Source organism: Caballeronia sp. INML1 (assembly GCF_023631085.1).
GTDB lineage: Bacteria > Pseudomonadota > Gammaproteobacteria > Burkholderiales > Burkholderiaceae > Caballeronia > Caballeronia turbans.
Genome location: NZ_JALQDT010000012.1, coordinates 51,075 through 71,865 on the forward strand (window position 1 = coordinate 51,075; position 20,791 = coordinate 71,865).

Sequence of the window (20,791 nt, forward strand, 5' to 3'; positions counted from 1 at the left end):
ATGCAGGCATCGAAAGCATACGAGGCGAACTTCGACGGGCTGGTCGGCCCGACGCACAACTACGCGGGACTTTCGTTCGGCAACGTCGCGTCGCGCAGCAATGAGAAGTCGGTGGCGAACCCGAAGGCCGCCGCGAAGCAGGGCTTGCGCAAGATGAAGCGGCTCGCGGATCTCGGTTTCCAGCAGGGCGTGCTGCCGCCGCTGGAACGCCCGTCGATCAGGCTGTTGCGCGATGTCGGCTTTTCCGGCGACGACGCGAGCGTGATCGCCCGCGCCGCGCGTGAAGCGCCCGAACTGCTCGCCGCGGCAAGCTCGGCATCGGCGATGTGGACCGCGAACGCTGCGACCGTGAGCCCGTCGGCGGACACGGAAGACGGCCGCGTGCATTTCACGCCCGCGAATCTCGCGGCCAAGCTACATCGCGCGATCGAGCATGGCGAAACACGCCGCTCGCTCGGCGCGATCTTCGCCGATGAGTCCCGCTTTCGCATCCATCACGCGCTGCCCGGCACGCCCGCACTCGGCGACGAAGGCGCGGCGAACCATACGCGCTTCGCTCGCGAGTACGGCGACAAGGGCGTCGAGTTTTTCGTGTATGGCAAGAGCGAGTACGGACAGGGTCCGCAGCCGCAGCGCTATCCCGCGCGTCAGACGCTCGAAGCGAGCCGCGCGGTCGCGCGCCTGCATGGCCTGTCCAATAGTGCAACCGTGTTTGCGCAGCAATCGCCCGGCGTGATCGACGCGGGCGTGTTCCATAACGACGTGATCGCGGTCGGCAATCGCACGACGCTCTTTTGCCATGAGCGCGCGTTCGTCGATCAGCACAAGGTCTACGACGAACTGCGCGCGAAGCTCGAGGCGCTCGGCACGCCGTTTACCGCGCTCGAAGTGCCGGAAAGCGAAGTGAGCGTGGAGGACGCGGTCTCGTCGTATCTCTTCAACAGCCAGTTGCTGTCTGGCGCGGATGGCAGGCAGTTGCTCGTCGTGCCGCAGGAATGCCGCGAGAACGCGCGCGTGGCGGCTTATCTCGATTCGCTCGCGTCGCGCGTAACGCCCATCGACGAAGTGCTCGTCTTCGATTTGCGCGAAAGCATGAAGAACGGCGGCGGCCCGGCCTGCCTGCGTCTGCGTGTCGTGCTCAACGATGCCGAGCGCGCCGCGGTCAATGCGCGTGTATGGATGAACGACGCGCTCTTCACACAGCTCGATGCGTGGATCGACAGACACTATCGCGACCGTCTCGCGCCCGCCGATCTCGCCGATCCGACGCTGCTCGCCGAATCGCGCGCGGCACTCGACGAACTGACGACCATTCTCGGACTCGGTGCCGTCTATGACTTCCAGCGCTGATTCACCCTTGCTCGAAGACTTCCTTGCTTTCACGCTCGAAGGCAGGCGTCCCGCGGCGAACGTGGGAACCGCGCCTTCGGGCGTGCGCTGGACGTGGCAGGGCGAAGGGGTGTTATCGCTCGAACCCGGCCAGGAACCGACGCACAGCGTGCTCGTATCGGCGGGCATTCATGGCGATGAAACCGCGCCGATCGAGATGCTGTCTTCGCTCGTCGCGGATATCGCGCGTGGCCGGGCGCCGCTCGCCGCGCGCGTGCTGGTCGTGCTCGGTAACATCGGCGCGATGCGCGCGGGCGACCGGTATCTCGACGACGACCTCAATCGCCTGTTCAGCGGCCGTCATGCGCGTTTCGAAACGAGCCGCGAAGCGCCGCGCGCCGGCGAACTCGAACGCGCCGCACTGAACTTCTTCGATGCGACCGCGCATCCGAAGTGGCACATCGACATGCATACCGCGATCCGCGCATCGGTGTTCGAACAGTTCGCGTTGTTGCCGCACACGGGCGCGCCGCTCGCGCGCGCGATGTTCGACTGGCTGCGCGATGCGCGTCTGCAGGCCGTGCTTCTGCATCGCGAGAAGGGCAACACCTTCACGCATTTCACGGCCGAGCAGGCAGGCGCGCTCGCGTGCACGCTGGAGCTGGGCAAAGTGCGGCCGTTCGGCCAGAACGAGCTTGCGCGCTTCGCGGCATCGGATGCGGCGTTGCGTCGCCTGATCGCGGGCGAGGGGCCAACGGAGGATGCGCCGTTGCGCGTGTTTACGGTCGTCGCGCAGATCGACAAGCAGAGCGACCACTTCGTGCTGAATGTCGCGAGCGATGTGCCGAACTTCACCGCGTTCCCCGCAGGCACCGAGCTCGCGCACGATGGCGATTATCGCTATCGCGTGTCGCACGATGAAGAGCGCATCGTGTTTCCGAATCCGAAGGTGAAGCCCGGGCTTCGTGCCGGCCTGATGGTCGTCGACACGACCGATTCGACGCTCGCCTCTCTCGATTGAGTCAATCGGCTGCCGAATCGCTTACCGGGATTCGTCCGAAGCCCCCGGGATTCGTGCACGCTACAATCGCGCCCCGGTGTCGGATGCGAGTGGGGAATTTTGTGCCGCAATGCTTCATCGGATGTGCGAAGCCGCATCATGACACCCGGATCGAACCGCAATGGAAGGAGATGGAAGTTGAAAAAATCGCATCTGGTCGGTCGCAAGTTCGCCGCGTTCGCTGTGCTGGGCGCCACTATCGTCACGGGCATCGCCGCGTTGAACGCGCAAGCAGCCGATAACATGAAGGAACTGCGTTTCGGCGTCGAAGCGTCTTACGCGCCGTTCGAATCGAAGTCGCCGAGCGGCGAGCTGACGGGCTTCGATATCGACATCGGCAACGCGGTGTGCGCAAGGTTGAAGATGAAGTGCGTGTGGGTCGAGAACTCGTTCGACGGCCTCATTCCCGCATTGCAGGCGCGCAAGTTCGACGGCATCAATTCGGACATGACGATCACCGACAAGCGCAAGGTCGCCATCGACTTCACGGATCCGATCTACACGATCCCCAATCAGCTCATCGCGAAGAAGGGCAGCGCGATCCAGCCGACCGTCGATGGTCTGAAGGGCAAGCGCGTGGGCGTGCTGCAAGGTTCGATCCAGGAGACGTACGCGAAGGCGAAGTGGGCGCCGGCGGGCATCGATGTCGCGTCGTATCAGGCGCAGGACCAGATCTATGCGGATCTGGCGTCGGGTCGTCTGGATGCGGCGTTCCAGGATGCCGAAGCGTCGAAGGGATTTCTGAAGCAGCCGCAGGGCGCGGGCTTCGCGTTCGCGGGACCTGCCGTGTCGGATGACAAGCTGCTGGGTTCCGGCGTGGGTTTCGGTGTGCGCAAGAACGATAAGGCGCTCAAGGAAGCGCTCAATCGCGCGTTGAAGGAATTGAAGGACGACGGGACGATCGAGCGCTTCGCGCAGAAGTATTTCGATGTGAAGGTCGTGCTCAAGTAAGGCGGCGTCGACGCTGTATGCAAGAAGCCCGCTCAGGGAATTCCGGAGCGGGCTTTTTGTTCGTCTGGCTGGCTCAAAAGCGCATAAACCATATCGCGAATGGCACGGAAAATCGCTCAACTCGACGGCGCAATCACCACCGTACACGTCGTCCCCGCGCTCAGCAGCACCCCCTGCGGCACGTCATCGATATGCAAGCGCACCGGCACGCGCTGCGCGAGTCGCACCCAGTTGAACGTCGGGTTCACGTCCGCGAGGAGTTCGCGGCTTTGCGGATTGTCGCGGTCATAGATGCCGCGCGAAATGCTCTCCACATGTCCCTTCAACTCGCCGCCGCTCATCAGGCGAATCGACGCCTTGTCGCCGATGCGCACACGCGGCAGCTTCGTTTCCTCGAAATAGCCGTACACCCAGAACGAATGGCTGTCGACGATCGCAAGCTTGGCTGCGCCCGCCGTCGCGTAATCGCCGCGAAACACGTTCAGGTTCGTCACGTAACCATCGACCGGCGAGAACACCTTCGTGCGTTCGAGATTGAGCTTCGCGGCATCGAGCGCGGCCTGCGCCTGTTGCAACTGCGCTTGTGCGGTCGATGCGGTCTGCATCGCGTTTTCACGCGCTTCCTTCGACACGACCTGACTGTCCATATCGGCGCGGCGCGCGGCATCCGCACGGCGCATGCGCAATTCGGCCGCGCGCGCCGCAACGTTCGCCTGCGCCTGCTCGACCGCGATCTGATAGTGCGACGGATCGATCTCCATCAGGAGATCGCCTTTCTTCACGAGCTGGTTGTCGCGAACCGGCAACTGCACGACCGCGCCCGAGACATCCGGCGCGACATTGACGACATCCGCGCGCACGCGGCCATCGCGCGTCCACGGCTCATCCATGTAATGCACCCAGAGCACGCGCCCGATGATGAGCGCGACGGCGAAAATGGCGATCGTCAAAACGACGCCGATGATTTTCCGAAGAATCATGATGCAACTCTTTTTCAGCTTGTATGAAAAGTGATGCCGCTTACGCGTAAGCGACGAGTCCGAGCGTGCCGCAGATGCACACGAGCAGGCTTGCGCGAAAAAGCGCCGGATGCCAGACCACGCGATAGAGTCCGGTCAGCGCGAGCACGCGGTCGACGACCCACGTGATCATCGCGCCTGCGATGAAGAGCAGCAGGATCGTCGGCACATAGGCTTCGAAAATCGCGACGTTACGCGCAAACATGGAGCGCTCCTTCATGCGTGTGTTTCCCGGCAGGCGCAAACCGGGCGAACGGTGATTCGTGATCGAGCAGCGCGGTGCGGATGAAATGCAGATGACTCGCGATGCGCTCTAACCGATGTCTTTCCTCGCGCGGCCGCTCGGCCAGGACGAGCAGCGCCTGGATATCGGAGATCGCGCGTTCCGTGGCGGCGAGCGCGGCGTCGAAGCGCTTCGCCTGCGGTCGATCGAAGAGCCGCGCGACCGCATCGAGCGTCGCATCGACCGAGCCGCGCCCGATCGGTAAGTTCCCGGTTTCCCGCCGCAGGTCGATCACCGCATTGCCGAATTCGAGCACCGCGAAGAGCCATTGCAGCGCATCGCGTTGCAACTCCGGACGGCCGTTGGCGAGCGCGTTGATCTGGGAGAGCAGATCGCGCGTGCGGCTCTCGAAGTGCGTCGTGAGGGTCGCGAGACGTCCGCGGCGCGCGTTCACGACTTCGCGCCGCAAATCGCCGAGCAGCAGATGACGCAGCCACGGCGCATCGGTCGGCAGGAGCACGGCGAAGGCGATCGCGGCGACGATCATCGACAGCACGAGCGCGATCGCATCGTTCATGAAGCCGGTCGGATCGTAGTGGACCAGGTTGTCCGGCCCCGCGAGAAAGCAGAAGAAGATGCAATAGCCGATGCCCACGCCCGCGAGCGTGCGCCGCGTGCTCAGATACGCGCCGAGCAGCAGGGCGGGCGCGAGCGCGGCGCACATCATCGCGAAGCCGTCGATATGCGGAAACACGCCGAACACGACGATCATGCCGGCGACGGCCGCGAGCATCGTGCCGATGGCCATTTGCGCCGACATGAGCGTCGGGCGCGGCGAGGACGAGGCGAGCGCGCACACGGCCGCGGCGTTGAGCACCATCGTGCCGCCGCTCGGCCATGCGGTTTCGATCCAGAACGCGGAGAGGACGAACATCACGACCGCGCCGCGCAAGCCCGAGATGGCCGCCGCGAGCAGGTTGGTCTTAGGCACGTAGCGCGCGATCCAGCGCTCGCGTTCGTGCGAGGGCGATGTCAGCGACGCGTACGTTTCGGCATACGCGAGCATGTCGTCGACGAAGCGGTAGAGCAGTTCCGCCGCGGTATCGAACTCCAGTTGCGCGAACTCCGGATTCGTTTCGAGCGCGGCACGCGCCGCACGCACGCGCTTCGGCAGGGCGGCCTTGTATTCGCGCAACTGCGCGGCGGCGTGGGCGGCGTCGGCGGCGTTGCGCACCGGCTCGCCCGACAGTGAGAAGAGCGGCGGCACTTCGCGAAAGAACGGCTCGAGCGCGGCGATGGTCGTCGCCGACGCGTTCTCACGCAGCCGGTTCATCAACTGATGCAGCGCATGAAAGCGCGTCGATGCGCTCATGAACTCGCTGTTCAGACGTGCGAGCCGCCCGCCGCGCATGCGCGATTCGGGGTTTTCGAACACGGCCACACTGCGCGCGGCCTCGAAGCCGACGATATCCGACACGAACGCGAGATTCGTCCGCTCGATCTGCGCGCGTTCCATCTTGCCCGCCAGCGCGCGGCACACATAATCGACGAACTGCGTGAAGCGCCGGCGCACGGTTGTGCGGACCTGCTCGCCCGCATGCTGCGGAAAGATGAGCGCGCTTACCGCGCCGGAACACACGATGCCGAGCGTCACTTCGCCGACGCGCGTGAGCGCCGACAAATATGCGGCCTCCGGATGCTGCGCCGCCGGAATGCCGATCAGCGCGGCCGTGTAGCCCGCGAGCACGAAGCCGTACGAGCGAAAGTTGCGGTTGCGCGCCGCGCCCGCCGTGCAGATGCCGACCCAGAGCGCCGTCGCCGAAAGAAACAGCACCGGCTGCTGAGAGAACAGGCTGATGAAGACCATCATCACGACGAGGCCGACCATCGTCCCGCAGAAGCGATAGAAGCTCTTGGCGAGCACCATGCCGCTTTGCGGCTGCATCACGACGAACACGGTGGTCATCGCGGTGCGCGGCTGCTGCATGTCGAGGCGCATCGCGATCCACAGCGCCAAAAGTGCGGCGAGCACGGCCTTGAAGATGTAGACCCACGCGAGGCCGTCGGTGCGCGCCCAGTCGAGCACAGCCAGCTTGAGCGACGGTCGTTCGGTGAAAGTAGCGGGCGTCGACATGCTCAGTTCCGCGCCTTGCTGAACGGCCCGATGTGCTTCGACGGCGCGAGCGCGGTCTGTTCGGGCCCGTTCGACGGATCGTCGATGCCGCCGCCGAGCGCCGACGTGAGCGTCGCGTAAGAGGCGAGCCGTTGCGCGCGCACGCGCGCCTGGCCGTCCTGCGCCTTGAGCAACTGCGACTGTGCAACGAGCACGTTCAGGTAATCGGTGAGCCCGCGCTTGTAGCCTTCGTTCGCGAGATCGTAGTTCTTGCGCGCGGCGGCGACGGAGCGGCCGGACGCTTCGAGCTGCGTGTCGAGCGAATGCACGCGCACGACCTGATCGGCAATGTCCTTCAGCGCCGCGACGAGCGTCGCGTTGTAGTGATCGACGGCCTGATCGTACTGCGCCGATGCCGCACCGAGCTGCGCGCGCAGGCGTCCGCCTTCGAAGATCGGCAGCGAGATCGCCGGGCCGAAGCTGTAGCCCGACGCATCGCGCGTCAGGAAGCTGAGCAGCGCACCGCCCGCGAATGCCTGTGTCAGCGACGCGGCGAGATTGATGTTCGGGTAGAAACCGGCCTTCGCCACGTCGATGCCGCGCGCCTGCGCCGCGACCATCCAGCGCGCCGCGACGATATCGGGCCGATGCCCGACGAGCTCCGCCGGCAGCGCGGAGGGCAGGGGCAGCGGCGTCGCAAGCGACAACGCCGGACGCGTGAGCGCTTCACCCGCGCCCGGACCCTCGCCTGCGAGCGCGGCCAGTTGATTGCGCGCGAGCTGGATTTCTTCCTTGTAGACATCGACCTGACGCTCGTACTCGGGCAGGGGCGCTTCGGCCTGGCTCACTTCGAGCTGCGTGCCGAGGCCGCCCTTCAGACGCCGACGCGCGAGTTCGGCGATGCGTTCCTGCTGCGCGAGCGTGTCCTCCGCGATATCGAGCAGCGCGAACGACTGCGAGAAGCCGATGTACGCGCGCACCACGTTCGTTTCGAGCTCGAGCTGCGCGGCGCGCGCATCGGCGGCCCGCACATGGGCGACGTCGAGCGCGCGTTCGGCGTTGTTGTCGTCGCGATGCCAGAGGTCGAGGTTGTAGGACAGCGAGAGGCCGGCAATGTTGTCCCAGGTCGTCGTGTCGGCGAACGGGCCGGGGCCGTAGAAATCGTTATTGGGCCAGTTCTTGCGGGAGACGCTCATCGCACCGTCCACGTGCGGCAAGAGCTCGGAGCGCGCGACGCCCGCCTGTTGCTGCGCTTCGCGCACGCGTGCAGCGGCCATCGCGAGTGTGGGACTGCCGTGGGTCGCGCGTGAAATCCAGGCGTCGAGCTGCGGGTCGCGATAGGCGCGCCACCATTGATCGTCGGGCCACCGGGCGTCGGCATTGGCGGCGCGAATGGCGCTGCCGGCGTCGAGCGTGGATGCGTCCGTGAGCGAGTCTTGCGGCGCGATCCTGCCCGTGCTCGCGCACCCGGCAATTGTTAATATGGCTGTAAGAACGGCGGCGCAACCAGCGCTTCCGAAGACTCGCCCTCCCACGATTCACTCCCGAATTGGAATTAGATTCAAGGAAGTGATTATATTTTTGCGTGGATTGTCGAATAACCCGTAAGGATGCAAAGCATTTTTACGATGGATGTGATAATCGTTGTTACCTGACGTGCAACAATTCGACCCACGAACAGTTCTTGAAGACGGAAAAGCGCCATGGACACGCTCCAGAACATGCGCGTATTTGTGCGGGTCGTCGAAGCGGGCAGCTTCACCGCGGCCGCGCAGCATCTCAATACGACGACGGCCTACGCTTCGCGGGCCGTATCGGACCTCGAAGCGCACCTGCGCGCGCGCTTGCTGAATCGCACGACGCGGCGCATCGCGCTCACCGAAGCCGGAGAGCGCTATCTGCAACGCTGCGAGCAGATCCTGGCCTATGTCGATCAGGCGGAAGCCGAGGCCGGCGACGCCCACGCGCGTCCCTCGGGCAAGCTCAAGGTTCATTCGATGACGAGCTTCGGCCAGCACTACATCGTGCCGATGATCTCGCGCTATCAGCAGCGCCATCCTTCCGTGCAGGTCGATCTGACGCTCGCGCAGCGCGTGCCGGATTTGCTCGACGAAGGCTACGACGTGTCCGTCGTGCTCGCGTCCGATCTGCCGGACTCCGGACTCGTGTCGGCGCGGCTCGGCTCGGTGTTCAGCATCGCGTGCGCTTCGCCGGCTTATATCGAGCAGCACGGCGCCCCGCACGTGCTCTCCGATCTCGTGCGCCATACCTGCCTGCATCTGATGACGCCGGTGTTTCCGCCGGATCGCTGGGTGTTCGACGGCCCGAACGGGCAGGAAACGGTGAGTCTCGGCCCGTCGACGTTCACGGTGAACGTCGCGGAGGCGATGGTCGTGGCGATCCGCGAGAGCATGGGCATCGGCGTGCTGCCGACTTCGTCCGCGCTTCCCGGCCTGCGCGCGGGCACGCTCGTGCGCGTGTTGCCGCAATACACGATGCAGGAGCTGAACGTATACGCGCTTTATCCGTCGCGCCAGTATCTCGACGCGAAGATCCGCACGTGGGTGGAGTTCCTGCGCGAGGCGCTGCCCGACACGCTCGCCGCGGACACCGAGTCGTTGAAGGAATTCGTCGTCGCCTGAAGCGGTGCGCGGTCAGTTACCAAAAAGTCCGGAGCGCAACACTTGCTTACGCACGATGTGCCCGCAGCTTGATACTTTCTGCACTGGTTCCACCGCATTTCTACCGGGATAAATCACATGAGTACGCCACTTCTGCTCGCACTCGCCGCGCTTCTGGTGTTGATCGCCGTTCCGGCGTCGCGCGATCTCTTCAACGCCACGCGCGCCCAGTCGGAGCGCAACGCGAAGCGGCGCCTCGTTCCGGTGCGCATCGACGACGATCGGGAGGCGCTTGCGCGGCGCATGCGCGACCCTTACGATCGCTGATCTTCGCGGGACGGTGGTCAGAGCTGCGTTTCGAGCGGCTCGATGAGTCGCGGCTCGTCGTTCGTTGCGCGATTGACGTCGCTCGAAACGCGATGCCACACGAAGTGCGACGCCGACACGCCGTCCGCCTTGACGAGCGCCGCGAGATCCTCGAGTGATGCGCCGGGATCGAGCCAGCGTCGCGCGACGGCGGGCGAAAACACGAGCGGACGGCGGTCGTGCACATCGATCAGGCCTTCGTCCGCCGCCGCCGTCACGATGACGAAGCCCGCGCCGGGGGCCGCGGCGTCCTCGTCGCGCGTGATGCTGGTGAGCGCCGCGAGGTACATCGGCTCGCCGTCGGCGCGCTGGATGAAATACGGTTGCTTGAAGGGCTTCGTCGCCGGATCTGTCGGACGCGGCTCGATGCGCCATTCGAACCAGCCATCGGCCGGCACGAGAATGCGCGCCTTCCTCCATAAATGCTTGTAATACGCGCTCGTCGCGGCGGTTTCGACGCGCGCGTTGATGGTCTGCGGCAGCTTCTTCTGTATGGCCCACGGCGGGCAGTAGCCCCAATGAACCGCGCGGATGGTTTCGTCGGGATAGATGGCGAGCGGATGCGTGCCCGGTGCGAGGTTATAGCCCGGACGCCTGTCGGCGGCGTCCACGAGGACGAACGGATTTTTCAGATGCAGGCGTTGCGCGTAATGCATCGGCAGTCGGTACTGGCTGATTCGGCCGCACATGGCGTTCCTCCGCAAAGTCCAACACGGTTTCCGTGCTTCTGACGCGTTGCTGCGCTAGATCTCGACGACCTTGTCCCACGCGAACTCGGGATTCTCCCATTGCTGGCGGCGGCGGTGGAAATAGCCGCGCGGATTGCACACGACGCGCGTGCCCTCGACGACGTAATCGAACGATGTATGCGTATGACCGTGAATCCACAGCGATGCGGGCGCACGCGCGAGCGATGGCAGATGATTGACGAAGCCCGCCGATACGAGATCTTCCGCGTAGCGCCGCGCGAGGCTTTCGCGCATCGGCGCGTGGTGCGTGACGACGATCGTCTGGCCCGCGAACGGCTTCGCGAGTTCGCCTTCGAGCCAGGCGCGAGCCTGTTCGTGCAGGGCGAGGGAATCGTCGGGTGTGAACTCGCGGGGCTCGCCGTCGGGCTCGGGCCATGCGAGCTGGATCAGGCCTTTGTAATCGAGCATGACCTTCGTGCACGCCTCTTTGGCGTTTTCGATCTCCGCGTCACTGGATCCGAACAGCGCGAAGTCCGTCCAGAGCGTCGTGCCGAGCACACGCCATGCCCCACGGCGATCCACCAGCGACGCATTGTTCAGATAGTGCACGTTGTCGACGCTGCGCGCGGCGTCCTGCATCGCTGCTTCCATTGCGCCGAACTCGGCGTCGTAGTACTCGTGGTTACCGGGCACGTAGATGACGGGCACATCGGAACCGAAATTTTCCGCGGCCCAGCGCAAGCCTTCGGCGTGATTGTGGATATCGCCCGCCAGCACGACGAGATCGGCCTCGGCGTAGGGGATCGCCAGCGGCTCGTCGCATTCGAGATGCAGATCGGATAGCACGCGAATCTTCATGCGATGTTCTCCTTCGCGGACGACGCGCGCGAGCGCACGACCTTGCCGGGATTCATCAGGTTGTCCGGATCGAGCGCGGCCTTGATCGTCTGCATGAGGCGCACTTCGACCGGCGACTTGTAGTGCATCGCTTCATCGACTTTCAACTGCCCGAGACCGTGCTCGGCGCTGATGCTGCCGCGATGCCTGTGCACCTGGTCGTACACGAGCGCGTTGATCGGCGTCTGGAACTCGTCGAGGAACTGTTTCGCATCGACGCCTTCGGGCGCCTGCACGTTGTAGTGCAGATTGCCGTCCCCGAGATGGCCGAACGTCACCATGCGCACGCCGGGCACCGCGTCCGCGATGATCGCATCGGTTTCGTCGATGAAGCGGCCGATGCTCGAAATGGGCACGGCAATGTCATGCTTGATGTTCAGGCCCTCTTCCGCCTGCGCGAGCGGAATATGCTCGCGCAAGCTCCAGAAGGCCTGCGACTGCGCGAGACTCTCCGCGACGACGGCGTTCTCCACGATGCCCTTTTCGAGCGCTTCTTCCATCAGCCGCTCGAAAAGGGCGCGCGCGTGCGCATCGCTTTCGCTGTCGGAGAGTTCGAGCAGGACGGTCTGCCCGTGCGGCTCGTCGAACGGATAGCGCAGTTGCGGGAAATGCTTGCCGACGAGGCGCATCGAGAAGTCGGACATGAGCTCAAAGCCTGTCAGCAGCGCGCCCGCGTGGTGTAGCGCCAGCGAGAGGAAATCGAGCGCGGCGTGCGGCGTCGCAAGTCCGGCCAGCGCCGTGACCCTGGCGACCGGCGCCGGATGCAGCTTCATGACCGCCGCCGTGATGATGCCGAGCGTGCCTTCCGCGCCGATGTAGAGATCGCGCAGATCGTAGCCGGTGTTGTCCTTGCGCAGTCCGCGCAGGCCGTCCCAGATTTCGCCTTGAGGCGTCACGACTTCGAGTCCGAGGCACAGCTCGCGCGTGTTGCCGTAGCGCAGCACGCCGGTGCCGCCCGCGTTCGTGGAGAGATTGCCGCCGATCGTGCAACTGCCTTCGGCGGCGAGACTCAAGGGGAAGAGCCGTTGCGCGCTTTGGGCGTGCGCCTGAATTTCGGCGAGCACGACGCCCGCTTCGACGGTCATCGTGTTGTTGTGCGGATCAACGTTGCGAATGCGATTAAGCCGCTTCAGGCTCACGACTGCTTGCGCGCCGCTCGCATCGGGCGTTGCACCGCCGACGAGACCGGTGTTGCCGCCCTGCGGCACGATCGCGATGCGATGCTCGCGTGCGAGCCGCACGACTGCCGCGACCTGCATCGTGTCGGCGGGCAGCAGCACGGCGCATGCACTGCCGCGATAGCGCTTGCGCCAGTCTACGAGGTAGGGCTCGGTATCGTGGGCGTCGGTGAGGACGTGCGGCGTGCCGAGAACGTCGGCGCAGGCGGCGATGAAAGCTTCAGTTGCGGTCATGTCAGATGAGCAAGGAATCCGATGGAGCGTAGTGCACAGTATCGCGCAGTGATGCGGCGCGCCACCCTCGTCCGAATGGCATAGGCACGCGCGTCGGCACGCGTTTCGTGCTAAAAAGCATCACGTCCTGGCGATGCAGACTTCAGAAAAGCGGCTGGATCAGCTTTTTTTCGAACGTGCGTTCAACCGGGCCGCGCGTTTGAAAGGCGCGACGTAAGCGAGCGCGCAAACGAAGAAGGCAAGGGCGAGGAGCGCTTCGAGCCAGGCGAGCGAAGCGGACAGACCCGCGTCGGTCATGCCGCGCACGACGCCTTCGGCCAGATAAAGAAGTACGAGCATCGACGCCCATTGCAGCGTGTAGACGTTCTTGCGCGCGACGCCCGGCAGCGCGCACGCCAGCGGCAGCCCCTTCAACGCGAGCGCCCATGCGCCGGGCCGCAGCGGTGCGAGCCAGAGTTCCCAGGCGAGCGCGAGCGCAATGAGCGCCACAAGGCTCGCGAGCGCGGCCAGTGCGAACGCGGCGTTCGATCGCGGATTCGCGGCGGCGGGTGCGTTCAGCGGCAAGTTCATGCCGAGCGAGCGCCGCGTACGAGATTGAGCGCGGTGCGCGCAAGCCGGGCGCCGAGCGCGATGGCCAGCGCCTTCTCGTCGGCGGAAATGCCGTGGAGCTGGTTTTCGTCGCTGCCCGCGCGCGCGTGATGCGACGCGCCGTAGGGCGTGCCGCCGCTTTGCGTCGTGGTCAGCCGCGACTCGGTGTACGGGATGCCGACGATCAACATGCCGTGGTGCAAGAGCGGCAGCATCATCGAGAGCAGGGTGCTTTCCTGACCGCCGTGCAGACTCCCGGTCGACGTGAAGACGCTCGCGGGCTTGCCCGCCAGCGCGCCGGAAAGCCACTGCGGCGTCGTGCCGTCGAGGAAGTATTTGAGCGGCGCGGCCATGTTGCCGAAGCGCGTCGGCGAGCCGAGCGCGAGGCCCGCGCATTCTTCGAGATCGCGCAGCTCGGCGTAAGGCGGGCCGTCGGCGGGAATGTCGGGGTGGGTGGCTTCGCAGACGGCGGAGACCGGCGCAACCGTGCGCACACGGGCTTGCATGCCGGGCACGCTGTCGACGCCTTGGGCAATCGCGAGCGCAAGCTCGCGGGTCGCGCCGTGGCGGCTGTAATAGAGCACGAGGATGTCGTTCATAAGGCTTTTTTAGTGAACGGCTATTATAGGTATTGGGTGATTTTCGTGGCGAGACGCGGCTTTGCGCAGGCGCTTCGCCATGACGGGAGAATGCGTTTGCAGCACGTTTCCATCGATCTCGCGGCGGTCAAGCGGCTCGCCAGCTTCGTCGCGCGACGCATCGGCGAAGATCGCGTCGCGCAAGTGGCGGGCAGCCTCACGTTCACGAGCGTGCTGTCGCTCGTACCGCTCGCCACCGTCGCCTTCGCGCTCTTCACTGCGTTCCCGATCTTCGGTTCGTTCCAGGCGTCGCTGCAGGATTTCCTTGCGGTGCATCTGATGCCGCCGCAGATCAACGATCAGATCTTCAAGTATCTGAACCAGTTCGCGTCGAAGGCCAAGGGGCTCACGACCGTCGGCATGATCATCCTGTTCGTGACCTCCGTCATGACGATGATGACGGTCGAGTCCGCGTTCAACGTGATCTGGCGCGTGAAGAAGGCGCGTCCGATCGCGCAACGCGTGCTCGTCTATTGGTCGATCATCACGCTCGGGCCGATTCTCTTCGGCTGCAGCCTGTCCATCTCGTCCTACGTGTTTGCGCATTCGGTCGCGTTCGCGGGCTCGCACAACCTGATGCCGCCGATCGTCGAATGGGCGCTGACGGGCCTCTCGCTGCCGGTCACGGCGCTCGCCTTCACGATCATTTACGTCTACATGCCGAACTGCAAGGTAGAGTGGCGCGATGCGATCGTCGGCGGATTGATCGCGGCGGTCGCTTTCGAACTCGGCAAGCGCGGCTTCGGCTATTACGTGCGGCGCATTCCGACCTATACCGCTGTCTATGGCGCATTCGCCGCGCTGCCGGTGTTCCTGCTGTGGGTCTATCTGTGCTGGATGTTCGCGCTCATCGGCGCGATGGTCACGTCCGCGCTGCCTGCCATTCGCACGGGCCAGTATCATCGGCGTGATTTTCCGGGCAGCGATCTGCTCGACGCACTCGAAATCCTCGCGCGGCTCGTCGAGGCGCGCGACGAAGGCAAACCAGGCCACACCGCATTGCAGCTTTCCAGCATGGCGCGCTGCGATCTGGATACGTCGACGCGCCTGATCGCACGGCTCGACGCGCTCGGCTGGATCGGCCGGCTGGAGGATTCGCGCATGCCGCGCTACATCCTCATCGCCAATCCGAGTCAGATCACGGTGACGATGCTCTTCGAGCAGTTCGTGATCGACCGCGCCGAGCTGGAATACCAACTGAAGCTGGACGCGGCGCAGGTCGATTGCGCCGCGCTCATGAACGCGCTGGAGAACGAAAAGCTGGAGATCACGCTCGGCTCGCTAATCGCCGCGCGGGTGTCCGCGCTCACGAATCCGCGCCTGCGCGAGGCGCCGCGCTCGTCGATGCCGGAGCAGCCCGCCTGAGCGAATGCCGGCGTTTGTCGCGCGCGGATCAAAGCGAGATCTTGCCGACGCAGATGTCCTTGAACATCACCCAGTCGCCCATCAGGCTGTAGACCGGATGGCGAAACGTCGCGGGGCGGTTCTTCTCGAAAAAGAAATGGCCGATCCACGCGAAGCCGTAGCCGCAGACGACGGCCGCGGGCAGCCAGAGCCAGTCGCCGGTCGCGACCGCCATCGCGACGCAGCCGATCACGCCGAGTGAGCCGATGAAATGCAGCCTGCGCGAGACCAGGTTCCGGTGTTCGTCGAGGTAATAGGGATAGAACTCGGCGAAATTCGCGAAATGTTCACCGTGTGCGGTGTGCGCCATGGCGGCCTCCCTGATGATGCAGCCGGTGTCGCGCAGGCGGTGTGCGCCTGTCTGACGATTGGCCGGCAAGAATCATTCTGCGACTGCGACGCGCGCCATGCAAGCGGCCGCAGCGAGCACGCGCGGTTCAGCCGGCCTTCGTGTCCGTTTTGAGGCAGGCGAGTGCGAACGCGAACAATGTGTCGAGCGTCGCGTCGGGCTGCTCGGACATCAGCGCGTGCCCGGCGTCGAGTTCCACCGATTGCACCGTGGCACCGGCCTTCCTGAGCGCATCGACGAGCGGTCGGGCGGCGCGCGGCGGCGTCATCATGTCGCGCATGCCGCTCACGACGCACACCGGGCAGCGCACGGCGGCCGCGCGTTCGAGGGCATCCGCGTAAGTGTTGCAGGCGCTGAAATCGGTATGAAACAGGAGCGCTTCGCCGCGCAGGCTCACGCGCTCCATGAGCCGCTGGTTCACGCCTTGCAACCAGAAACCGGGCGCGGGACTGGACGGCTTCGCGGCGATCGTGGAATGCGACCACTGATTGACCATCGCGATCGCCTCGGGCTCGTGCTCGCGCGCGGCGTCGAGCAGCGTGTCGGAGACGGCCATCGGCGCGGCGGTCGCGAGCAGGGCTAGGCCTGTCGCGCGCGCGGGATAGCGGCCCGCGACGTCGAGCGCGATCAGCGAACCCATGCTGTGGCCGACGAACATCGCCTTTTGCACATTCGCCGCGTCGAGTACGGCGATCACCCAGTCGGCAAGCTCGCCAATGGTCGGCAGCGCCGGCCCGTCGCTTCGTCCGTGACTCGGAAGGTCGAGCGCCAGCACGCCGAAGCCGTGATGCGCGAAATAGCGCGTCTGCAGCGCCCATACGCTGTGGTCGTGCTCGGCGCCGTGGATGAATACGATGGCGGGCCGGGCGGCGTCGAGCGATTTGCCGCCGGTGTAGGCGTAGGCGGCGCGGCCGTGCACGTCGAGGATCATGCGCGGCTCCCGAGCGGCGCGGCCGCGCCGGCGTCCTGACCGCTTTCAGCGGCTTTCTGGGCGGCCTTCAGCCCGCGCTTGAGATCGTCGATGAGATCGTCCGGGTCCTCGAGTCCGATCGAAAGACGGATGCGCCCCGGCCCGATGCCTGCGGCTTCGAGCGCGGCGGCGTCCATGCGGAAGTGCGTGGTCGAGGCGGGATGGATCACGAGCGAGCGCGCATCGCCGACGTTCGCGAGATGCGAAAACAGCGTGAGCGTTTCGATGAACTTGCGCGCCGCCGGCACGCCGCCCTTCAAATCGAAGCTGAACACCGCTCCCGCGCCGCGTGGCAGCAGACGCGCGGCGAGCGCGCGATCGCGGTGCGTCGGCAGTTCCGGATAGGCCACGCCTTCAACTGCCGGCGAGCTCAGCAGGAACTCGATCACCTTGCGCGTATTCGCGACATGCCGGTCCATGCGCAGCGGCAACGTCTCGATGCCTTGCAGCAGTTGCCAGGCCGCTTGAGGATGCAGGCACGCGCCGAAATCACGCAGGCCCTCGCGCCGGGCACGCAGCAGGAACGGCGCGACCGTGCTCTCTTCGGCGAACACCATGCCGTGAAAGCCGTCGTAAGGCTCGGTGAACTCCGGAAAGCGCCCGCTCGCGGTGAAATCGAAGGTGCCGCCGTCGACGAGCACGCCCCCGATCGTCGTCCCGTGGCCGCCCAGAAATTTGGTGGCGGAGTGATAGACGAGGTCCGCGCCATGCTCGAACGGGCGCAACAGATAAGGCGTGGTGAAGGTGGAATCGACGAGCAGCGGCGCTGCGTGCTCGTGCGCGATTTCCGCGACGCCCGCGATATCGAGCACGTCGAGGCCCGGATTGCCGAGCGTTTCGCCGAAGAAAAGCCGCGTGTTCGGCCGCGCGGCGGCGCGCCACGCGTCGAGATCGTGCGGCGGGACGAAAGTCGTCTCAATGCCAAAGCGCCGCAGCGTGTAATGCAGCAGGTTGTGCGAGCCGCCGTATAGCGCGCTCGACGCGACGATATGCGAACCCGCGCCCATCAGCGTCGCGATGGCGAGATGCAGCGCGGCCTGGCCGCTCGCCGTGCCGATGGCGCCGACGCCGCCTTCGAGCGCCGCGACGCGTTCCTCGAACACCGCGACGGTCGGATTCGAGATGCGCGAATACACATGCCCCGAACGCTCCATGTTGAAGAGCGCCGCGGCGTGATCGCTGTCACGGAAGGTGAACGAGGTGGTCTGATAAATCGGCGTCGCGCGCGCGCCGGTGGCGGGGTCGGGCGCGGCGCCCGCATGCAGCGCGAGCGTGTCGAAACGATTGGCTGGCATCATAGGCGGCCGGCGCGCGAGGCGGCGCCGGCATGCGGCAAAAATGAGGGTCAATCATCGTAACATCGGAAGCGCGTGCCCAAACCTAGGGCGAACGCTTGTCAAAAAACGCGCAAAGCCTTGTCCGTTCGGCTGATGCGGGCCTTGTTCGCTTTCTTTTTGCGAGCCTTTCCGATAGCATCGACCTATGGTTTCATCACCGTTTGAGCATCCGAACAGGCATTTCGCGAGGAGACAGTCATGCGAGTCAGCGACATTCTGAAAGTAAAGGGCAACACGCTCTTTACGGTGACACCCGATACGCCGCTCTCCGACGCGATCGACACGATGGCTGCGCACGATATCGGCTCGCTCGTCGTGATGGAGTACGGCGACCTGGTCGGCATGCTGACCTTCCGCGAGATCATCCTGACCTTGCACAACAACAGCGGCTCGGTCGGCGCCACGACCATCCGCAAGATCATGGACGACCATCCGCTCACGTGCACGCCGGAAACGGATGTAAACGAAGTGCGCCGCATGATGCTGGAGCATCACGTGCGCTATCTGCCTGTCATGGAGAATCGTCAGTTGATGGGCGTCATCTCGTTCTACGACGTGGCCAAGGCCGTCGTGGAAGAGCAGGGCTTCGAAAATCGCATGTTGAAGGCTTATATTCGCGACTGGCCCGAGCAGCAGGAAGAAGCCCGCTGAGCGTCGATGTCGTGCCGCGAGGCGTCGCGCTTCGCGGCATGATGTACGAGCCGATGCTTCGCGCAGAATGCAGTGTCCGCAGCGCGCCCTCATGGCGCGCTTTTTTTCGTCTGGCCGGCAGCAAGGCGAGCCTTCGGCCTGGTTCTCGTTTCATTCGGATTCGATCGCCCTATGCACGGATCAACGCCGAACTCAACCTGTACACAAGACATGAGTGACAAACCGATGCGCGCCTCGTCGCGCACTTCCCGACGTTCGCACGAAGGCGAAAGCCAGTTCCGCCTCCTGCGCGAGCGCCGTTTCGCGCCGTTCTTCTGGACGCAGTTCCTCGGCGCGATGAACGACAACATCTTCAAGGTCGGCTTCACATCGCTCGTCACCTTCCAGGCCGCACGTTTTTCCGGCGTCGATCCGAAGACGGCCGCGTTCCTGATTTCCGCGATCTTCATCGTACCGTTCGTGCTGTTCTCCGCAACCTCCGGGCAGATCGCCGACAAGTATGACAAAGCCGTGCTCGCGCGCCTCGTGAAGACCTTCGAGATCGTCGTGATGCTGATCGGCGGCGCGGGCTTCCTGATGCACAGCGCGCCGCTTCTTTACGCATGCACCTTTCTGATGGGCGTCCACTCGACCGTCTTCGGGCCGGTGAAGTATGCATATCTGCCGCAGCATCTCGATTCGCATGAACTCGTCGGCGGCAACGGGCTCGTCGAAATGGGCACGTTCGTCGCGATCCTGATCGGCACGATCATCGGCGGGGCGGCGGCGGGCGCGATGGAGCACGGCGCGATGCTCCTCGCCGTCGCGTGCGTCGCGTTCGCGATCATCGGGCGCGTGGCCTCGGCGTTCGTACCGAAGTCGGACGCGTCGCAGCCGGACCTGCGCATCAACTGGAATCCGTTTTCCGAGACGTGGCGCAATCTCAAGCTCGCGCGGGCCGATCGCACCGTGTTTCTCAGCCTGCTCGGGATTTCGTGGCTCTGGTTCGTCGGGGCGACCTTTCTCACGTCTTTCTTTAATTTCGCGAAGGATGTGCTGTCTGCCGATCCTGATGTCGTGACCATTCTTCTCGCGACGTTTTCCATCGGCATCGGTACGGGATCGCTGTTGTGCGAGCGGCTGTCGAAGCGCCGCGTCGAGATCGGGCTCGTGCCGCTGGGCTCGATCGGCATCAGCGTGTTCGCGATCGATCTTTTCTTCGCGAGCCACCGCATCGCGCCCGCGGGGCACTTGCTCGACGTCGGCGAATTCCTGCTCGCGCTGCCCCACTGGCGCATTCTCGCGGACCTGTTCCTGCTCGCGATGTTCGGCGGTTTTTACAGCGTGCCGCTCTATGCGCTGATTCAGGCGCGCAGTCAGCCCACTCACCGGGCGCGCATCATCGCGGCGAACAATATCCTCAACTCGTTTTTCATGATCGTCTCCGCGCTGATGGCGCTTGCGCTCACGTCGTTCGGCGTCGGCATTCCGGGGCTCTTTCTGGCCACGGCGCTCCTCAATGTCGTCGTCGCCGTCTATATCTATTCGCTCGTGCCCGAGTTTCTGCTGCGCTTTATCGCGTGGATTCTGGTGCACACGTTCTACCGCATTCGTCTCGTCGGCGCCGAGCGTATTCCCTCGCATGGCGCGGCCGTGCTCGTGTGCAATCACGTGAGTTTCGTCGACGCGGTCGTCATCATGGCCGAAAGCCCGCGTCCGATCCGCTTCGTGATGGATTACCGCATTTTCCGGACGCCGTTCGTCGGCTGGATGTTCCGGCATGTGAAGGCGATCCCGGTCGCGCCCGCGCATGAAAACGCCGACATGCTCGAACGCGCCTACGCTGCATGCGGGCAGGCGCTCAAAGCGGGCGATCTCGTCTGCATCTTTCCTGAAGGCAAGCTGACGCGCACCGGCGAGATCAATCCGTTCCGGCATGGCGTCTCGGAGATTCTGCGGCGTCATCCCGCGCCCGTCGTGCCGATGGCGCTGCGCGGGCTCTGGGGCAGCGTGTTCTCGCGCCACGAGGATGCGCAATGGCCGCGTCCGATTCAGCGCGGCGCGATGACGCGGCTGACGCTCGCGGTCGGCGAGCCGATCGCGCCCGAGGACGTGACGCCGCAACATCTGCAGGACGTGGTGAGCGCGCTGCGCGGCGCAAGGCGCTGAGCGCGGCGGCGCTGGCATAATATCGG

Annotated in this window: 20 protein-coding genes; 8 read left to right on the forward strand and 12 right to left on the reverse strand. The window is 64.9% G+C overall.

All coding sequences use genetic code 11. From position 1 onward, the window contains the following. From astB to NCR38_RS05165, 3 genes are all read left to right on the forward strand, one after another. Positions 1–1,350, forward strand: a complete 1,350-nt coding sequence (gene astB / locus NCR38_RS05155; protein ID WP_061120153.1) for an N-succinylarginine dihydrolase — start codon at positions 1–3, stop codon at positions 1,348–1,350. Continuing rightward, the gene (astE, locus tag NCR38_RS05160) at positions 1,334–2,350 is read left to right on the forward strand and encodes a succinylglutamate desuccinylase (protein WP_061120101.1); all 1,017 of its coding nucleotides are present in this window, start codon (positions 1,334–1,336) and stop codon (positions 2,348–2,350) included. The genes astB and astE overlap by 17 nt, the downstream gene beginning before the upstream one ends. 177 nt (positions 2,351–2,527) lie before the next feature. Continuing rightward, positions 2,528–3,340: an ABC transporter substrate-binding protein gene (locus tag NCR38_RS05165; protein ID WP_250476526.1), complete on the forward strand. Its 813-nt coding sequence runs from the start codon at positions 2,528–2,530 to the stop codon at positions 3,338–3,340. Between the two features lie 116 nt (positions 3,341–3,456). Here NCR38_RS05165 and NCR38_RS05170 read toward each other — a convergent pair whose 3' ends face one another. From NCR38_RS05170 to NCR38_RS05185, 4 genes are read right to left on the reverse strand one after another with little or no spacing between them, the layout of a single operon-like run. Then, positions 3,457–4,320, reverse strand: coding sequence for an HlyD family secretion protein (locus NCR38_RS05170; protein WP_061120100.1), 864 nt, complete (start codon positions 4,318–4,320; stop codon positions 3,457–3,459). Positions 4,321–4,360: 40 nt separating this feature from the next. Then, the gene (locus tag NCR38_RS05175) at positions 4,361–4,564 is read right to left on the reverse strand and encodes a DUF1656 domain-containing protein (RefSeq protein ID WP_061120151.1); all 204 of its coding nucleotides are present in this window, start codon (positions 4,562–4,564) and stop codon (positions 4,361–4,363) included. Next, positions 4,551–6,716 carry an FUSC family protein gene (locus tag NCR38_RS05180; RefSeq protein ID WP_061120099.1) on the reverse strand — a complete coding sequence of 722 codons (2,166 nt, stop codon included), beginning with the start codon at positions 6,714–6,716 and terminating at the stop codon, positions 4,551–4,553. Before NCR38_RS05180 ends, NCR38_RS05175 begins: the two co-directional genes overlap by 14 nt. Before the next feature lie 2 nt (positions 6,717–6,718). Further along, positions 6,719–8,230, reverse strand: a complete 1,512-nt coding sequence (locus tag NCR38_RS05185; protein ID WP_061120098.1) for an efflux transporter outer membrane subunit — start codon at positions 8,228–8,230, stop codon at positions 6,719–6,721. Between the two features lie 168 nt (positions 8,231–8,398). Here NCR38_RS05185 and NCR38_RS05190 point away from each other — a divergent pair, with 168 nt between their 5' ends. Both NCR38_RS05190 and NCR38_RS05195 read left to right on the forward strand, forming a co-directional pair. Next, the gene (locus NCR38_RS05190) at positions 8,399–9,337 is read left to right on the forward strand and encodes a LysR family transcriptional regulator (RefSeq protein WP_061120097.1); all 939 of its coding nucleotides are present in this window, start codon (positions 8,399–8,401) and stop codon (positions 9,335–9,337) included. A 117-nt stretch (positions 9,338–9,454) separates the two neighbouring features. Further along, positions 9,455–9,643: a hypothetical protein gene (locus NCR38_RS05195; protein WP_061120096.1), complete on the forward strand. Its 189-nt coding sequence runs from the start codon at positions 9,455–9,457 to the stop codon at positions 9,641–9,643. A gap of 17 nt (positions 9,644–9,660) precedes the next feature. On the opposite strand, the gene NCR38_RS05200 is transcribed toward NCR38_RS05195, so the two are convergent. The 5 genes from NCR38_RS05200 to wrbA all read right to left on the reverse strand — a co-directional run bounded on the left by NCR38_RS05200 (position 9,661) and on the right by wrbA (position 13,867). Continuing rightward, positions 9,661–10,371: an SOS response-associated peptidase gene (locus NCR38_RS05200; RefSeq protein ID WP_061120095.1), complete on the reverse strand. Its 711-nt coding sequence runs from the start codon at positions 10,369–10,371 to the stop codon at positions 9,661–9,663. Between the two features lie 54 nt (positions 10,372–10,425). Continuing rightward, positions 10,426–11,229 (reverse strand): metallophosphoesterase, encoded by an 804-nt coding sequence (locus NCR38_RS05205; protein ID WP_061120094.1) that lies wholly within the window; start codon positions 11,227–11,229, stop codon positions 10,426–10,428. Further along, the gene (locus tag NCR38_RS05210) at positions 11,226–12,680 is read right to left on the reverse strand and encodes an FAD-binding oxidoreductase (protein ID WP_250476527.1); all 1,455 of its coding nucleotides are present in this window, start codon (positions 12,678–12,680) and stop codon (positions 11,226–11,228) included. Before NCR38_RS05210 ends, NCR38_RS05205 begins: the two co-directional genes overlap by 4 nt. A 159-nt stretch (positions 12,681–12,839) precedes the next feature. After that, the gene (locus tag NCR38_RS05215) at positions 12,840–13,250 is read right to left on the reverse strand and encodes a DUF2069 domain-containing protein (protein ID WP_061120092.1); all 411 of its coding nucleotides are present in this window, start codon (positions 13,248–13,250) and stop codon (positions 12,840–12,842) included. After that, positions 13,247–13,867 (reverse strand): NAD(P)H:quinone oxidoreductase, encoded by a 621-nt coding sequence (gene wrbA / locus NCR38_RS05220; protein ID WP_061120091.1) that lies wholly within the window; start codon positions 13,865–13,867, stop codon positions 13,247–13,249. Before wrbA ends, NCR38_RS05215 begins: the two co-directional genes overlap by 4 nt. A gap of 96 nt (positions 13,868–13,963) precedes the next feature. On the opposite strand from wrbA, the gene NCR38_RS05225 reads away from it, so the two are divergent. Beyond that, on the forward strand, positions 13,964–15,271 hold the full coding sequence (locus NCR38_RS05225; RefSeq protein ID WP_061120150.1) for a YihY family inner membrane protein: 1,308 nt from the start codon (positions 13,964–13,966) through the stop codon (positions 15,269–15,271). Positions 15,272–15,299: 28 nt separating this feature from the next. Here the strand turns inward: NCR38_RS05225 and NCR38_RS05230 are convergent, their stop codons facing one another. The 3 genes from NCR38_RS05230 to NCR38_RS05240 all read right to left on the reverse strand — a co-directional run bounded on the left by NCR38_RS05230 (position 15,300) and on the right by NCR38_RS05240 (position 17,924). Beyond that, complete coding sequence (locus tag NCR38_RS05230; protein ID WP_061120090.1) at positions 15,300–15,620, reverse strand: Mpo1-like protein; 321 nt, start codon at positions 15,618–15,620, stop codon at positions 15,300–15,302. A gap of 127 nt (positions 15,621–15,747) precedes the next feature. After that, complete coding sequence (locus NCR38_RS05235; RefSeq protein ID WP_250476529.1) at positions 15,748–16,590, reverse strand: alpha/beta fold hydrolase; 843 nt, start codon at positions 16,588–16,590, stop codon at positions 15,748–15,750. After that, positions 16,587–17,924 (reverse strand): O-acetylhomoserine aminocarboxypropyltransferase, encoded by a 1,338-nt coding sequence (locus NCR38_RS05240; protein ID WP_061120149.1) that lies wholly within the window; start codon positions 17,922–17,924, stop codon positions 16,587–16,589. Before NCR38_RS05240 ends, NCR38_RS05235 begins: the two co-directional genes overlap by 4 nt. Before the next feature lie 240 nt (positions 17,925–18,164). Between NCR38_RS05240 and NCR38_RS05245 the strand changes: the two genes are divergently transcribed. Next, positions 18,165–18,617, forward strand: a complete 453-nt coding sequence (locus tag NCR38_RS05245) for a CBS domain-containing protein (protein ID WP_061120088.1) — start codon at positions 18,165–18,167, stop codon at positions 18,615–18,617. 210 nt (positions 18,618–18,827) lie between these two features. Beyond that, positions 18,828–20,765 (forward strand): MFS transporter, encoded by a 1,938-nt coding sequence (locus tag NCR38_RS05250; protein ID WP_061120087.1) that lies wholly within the window; start codon positions 18,828–18,830, stop codon positions 20,763–20,765. The last annotated feature ends 26 nt before the right edge of the window (positions 20,766–20,791 follow it).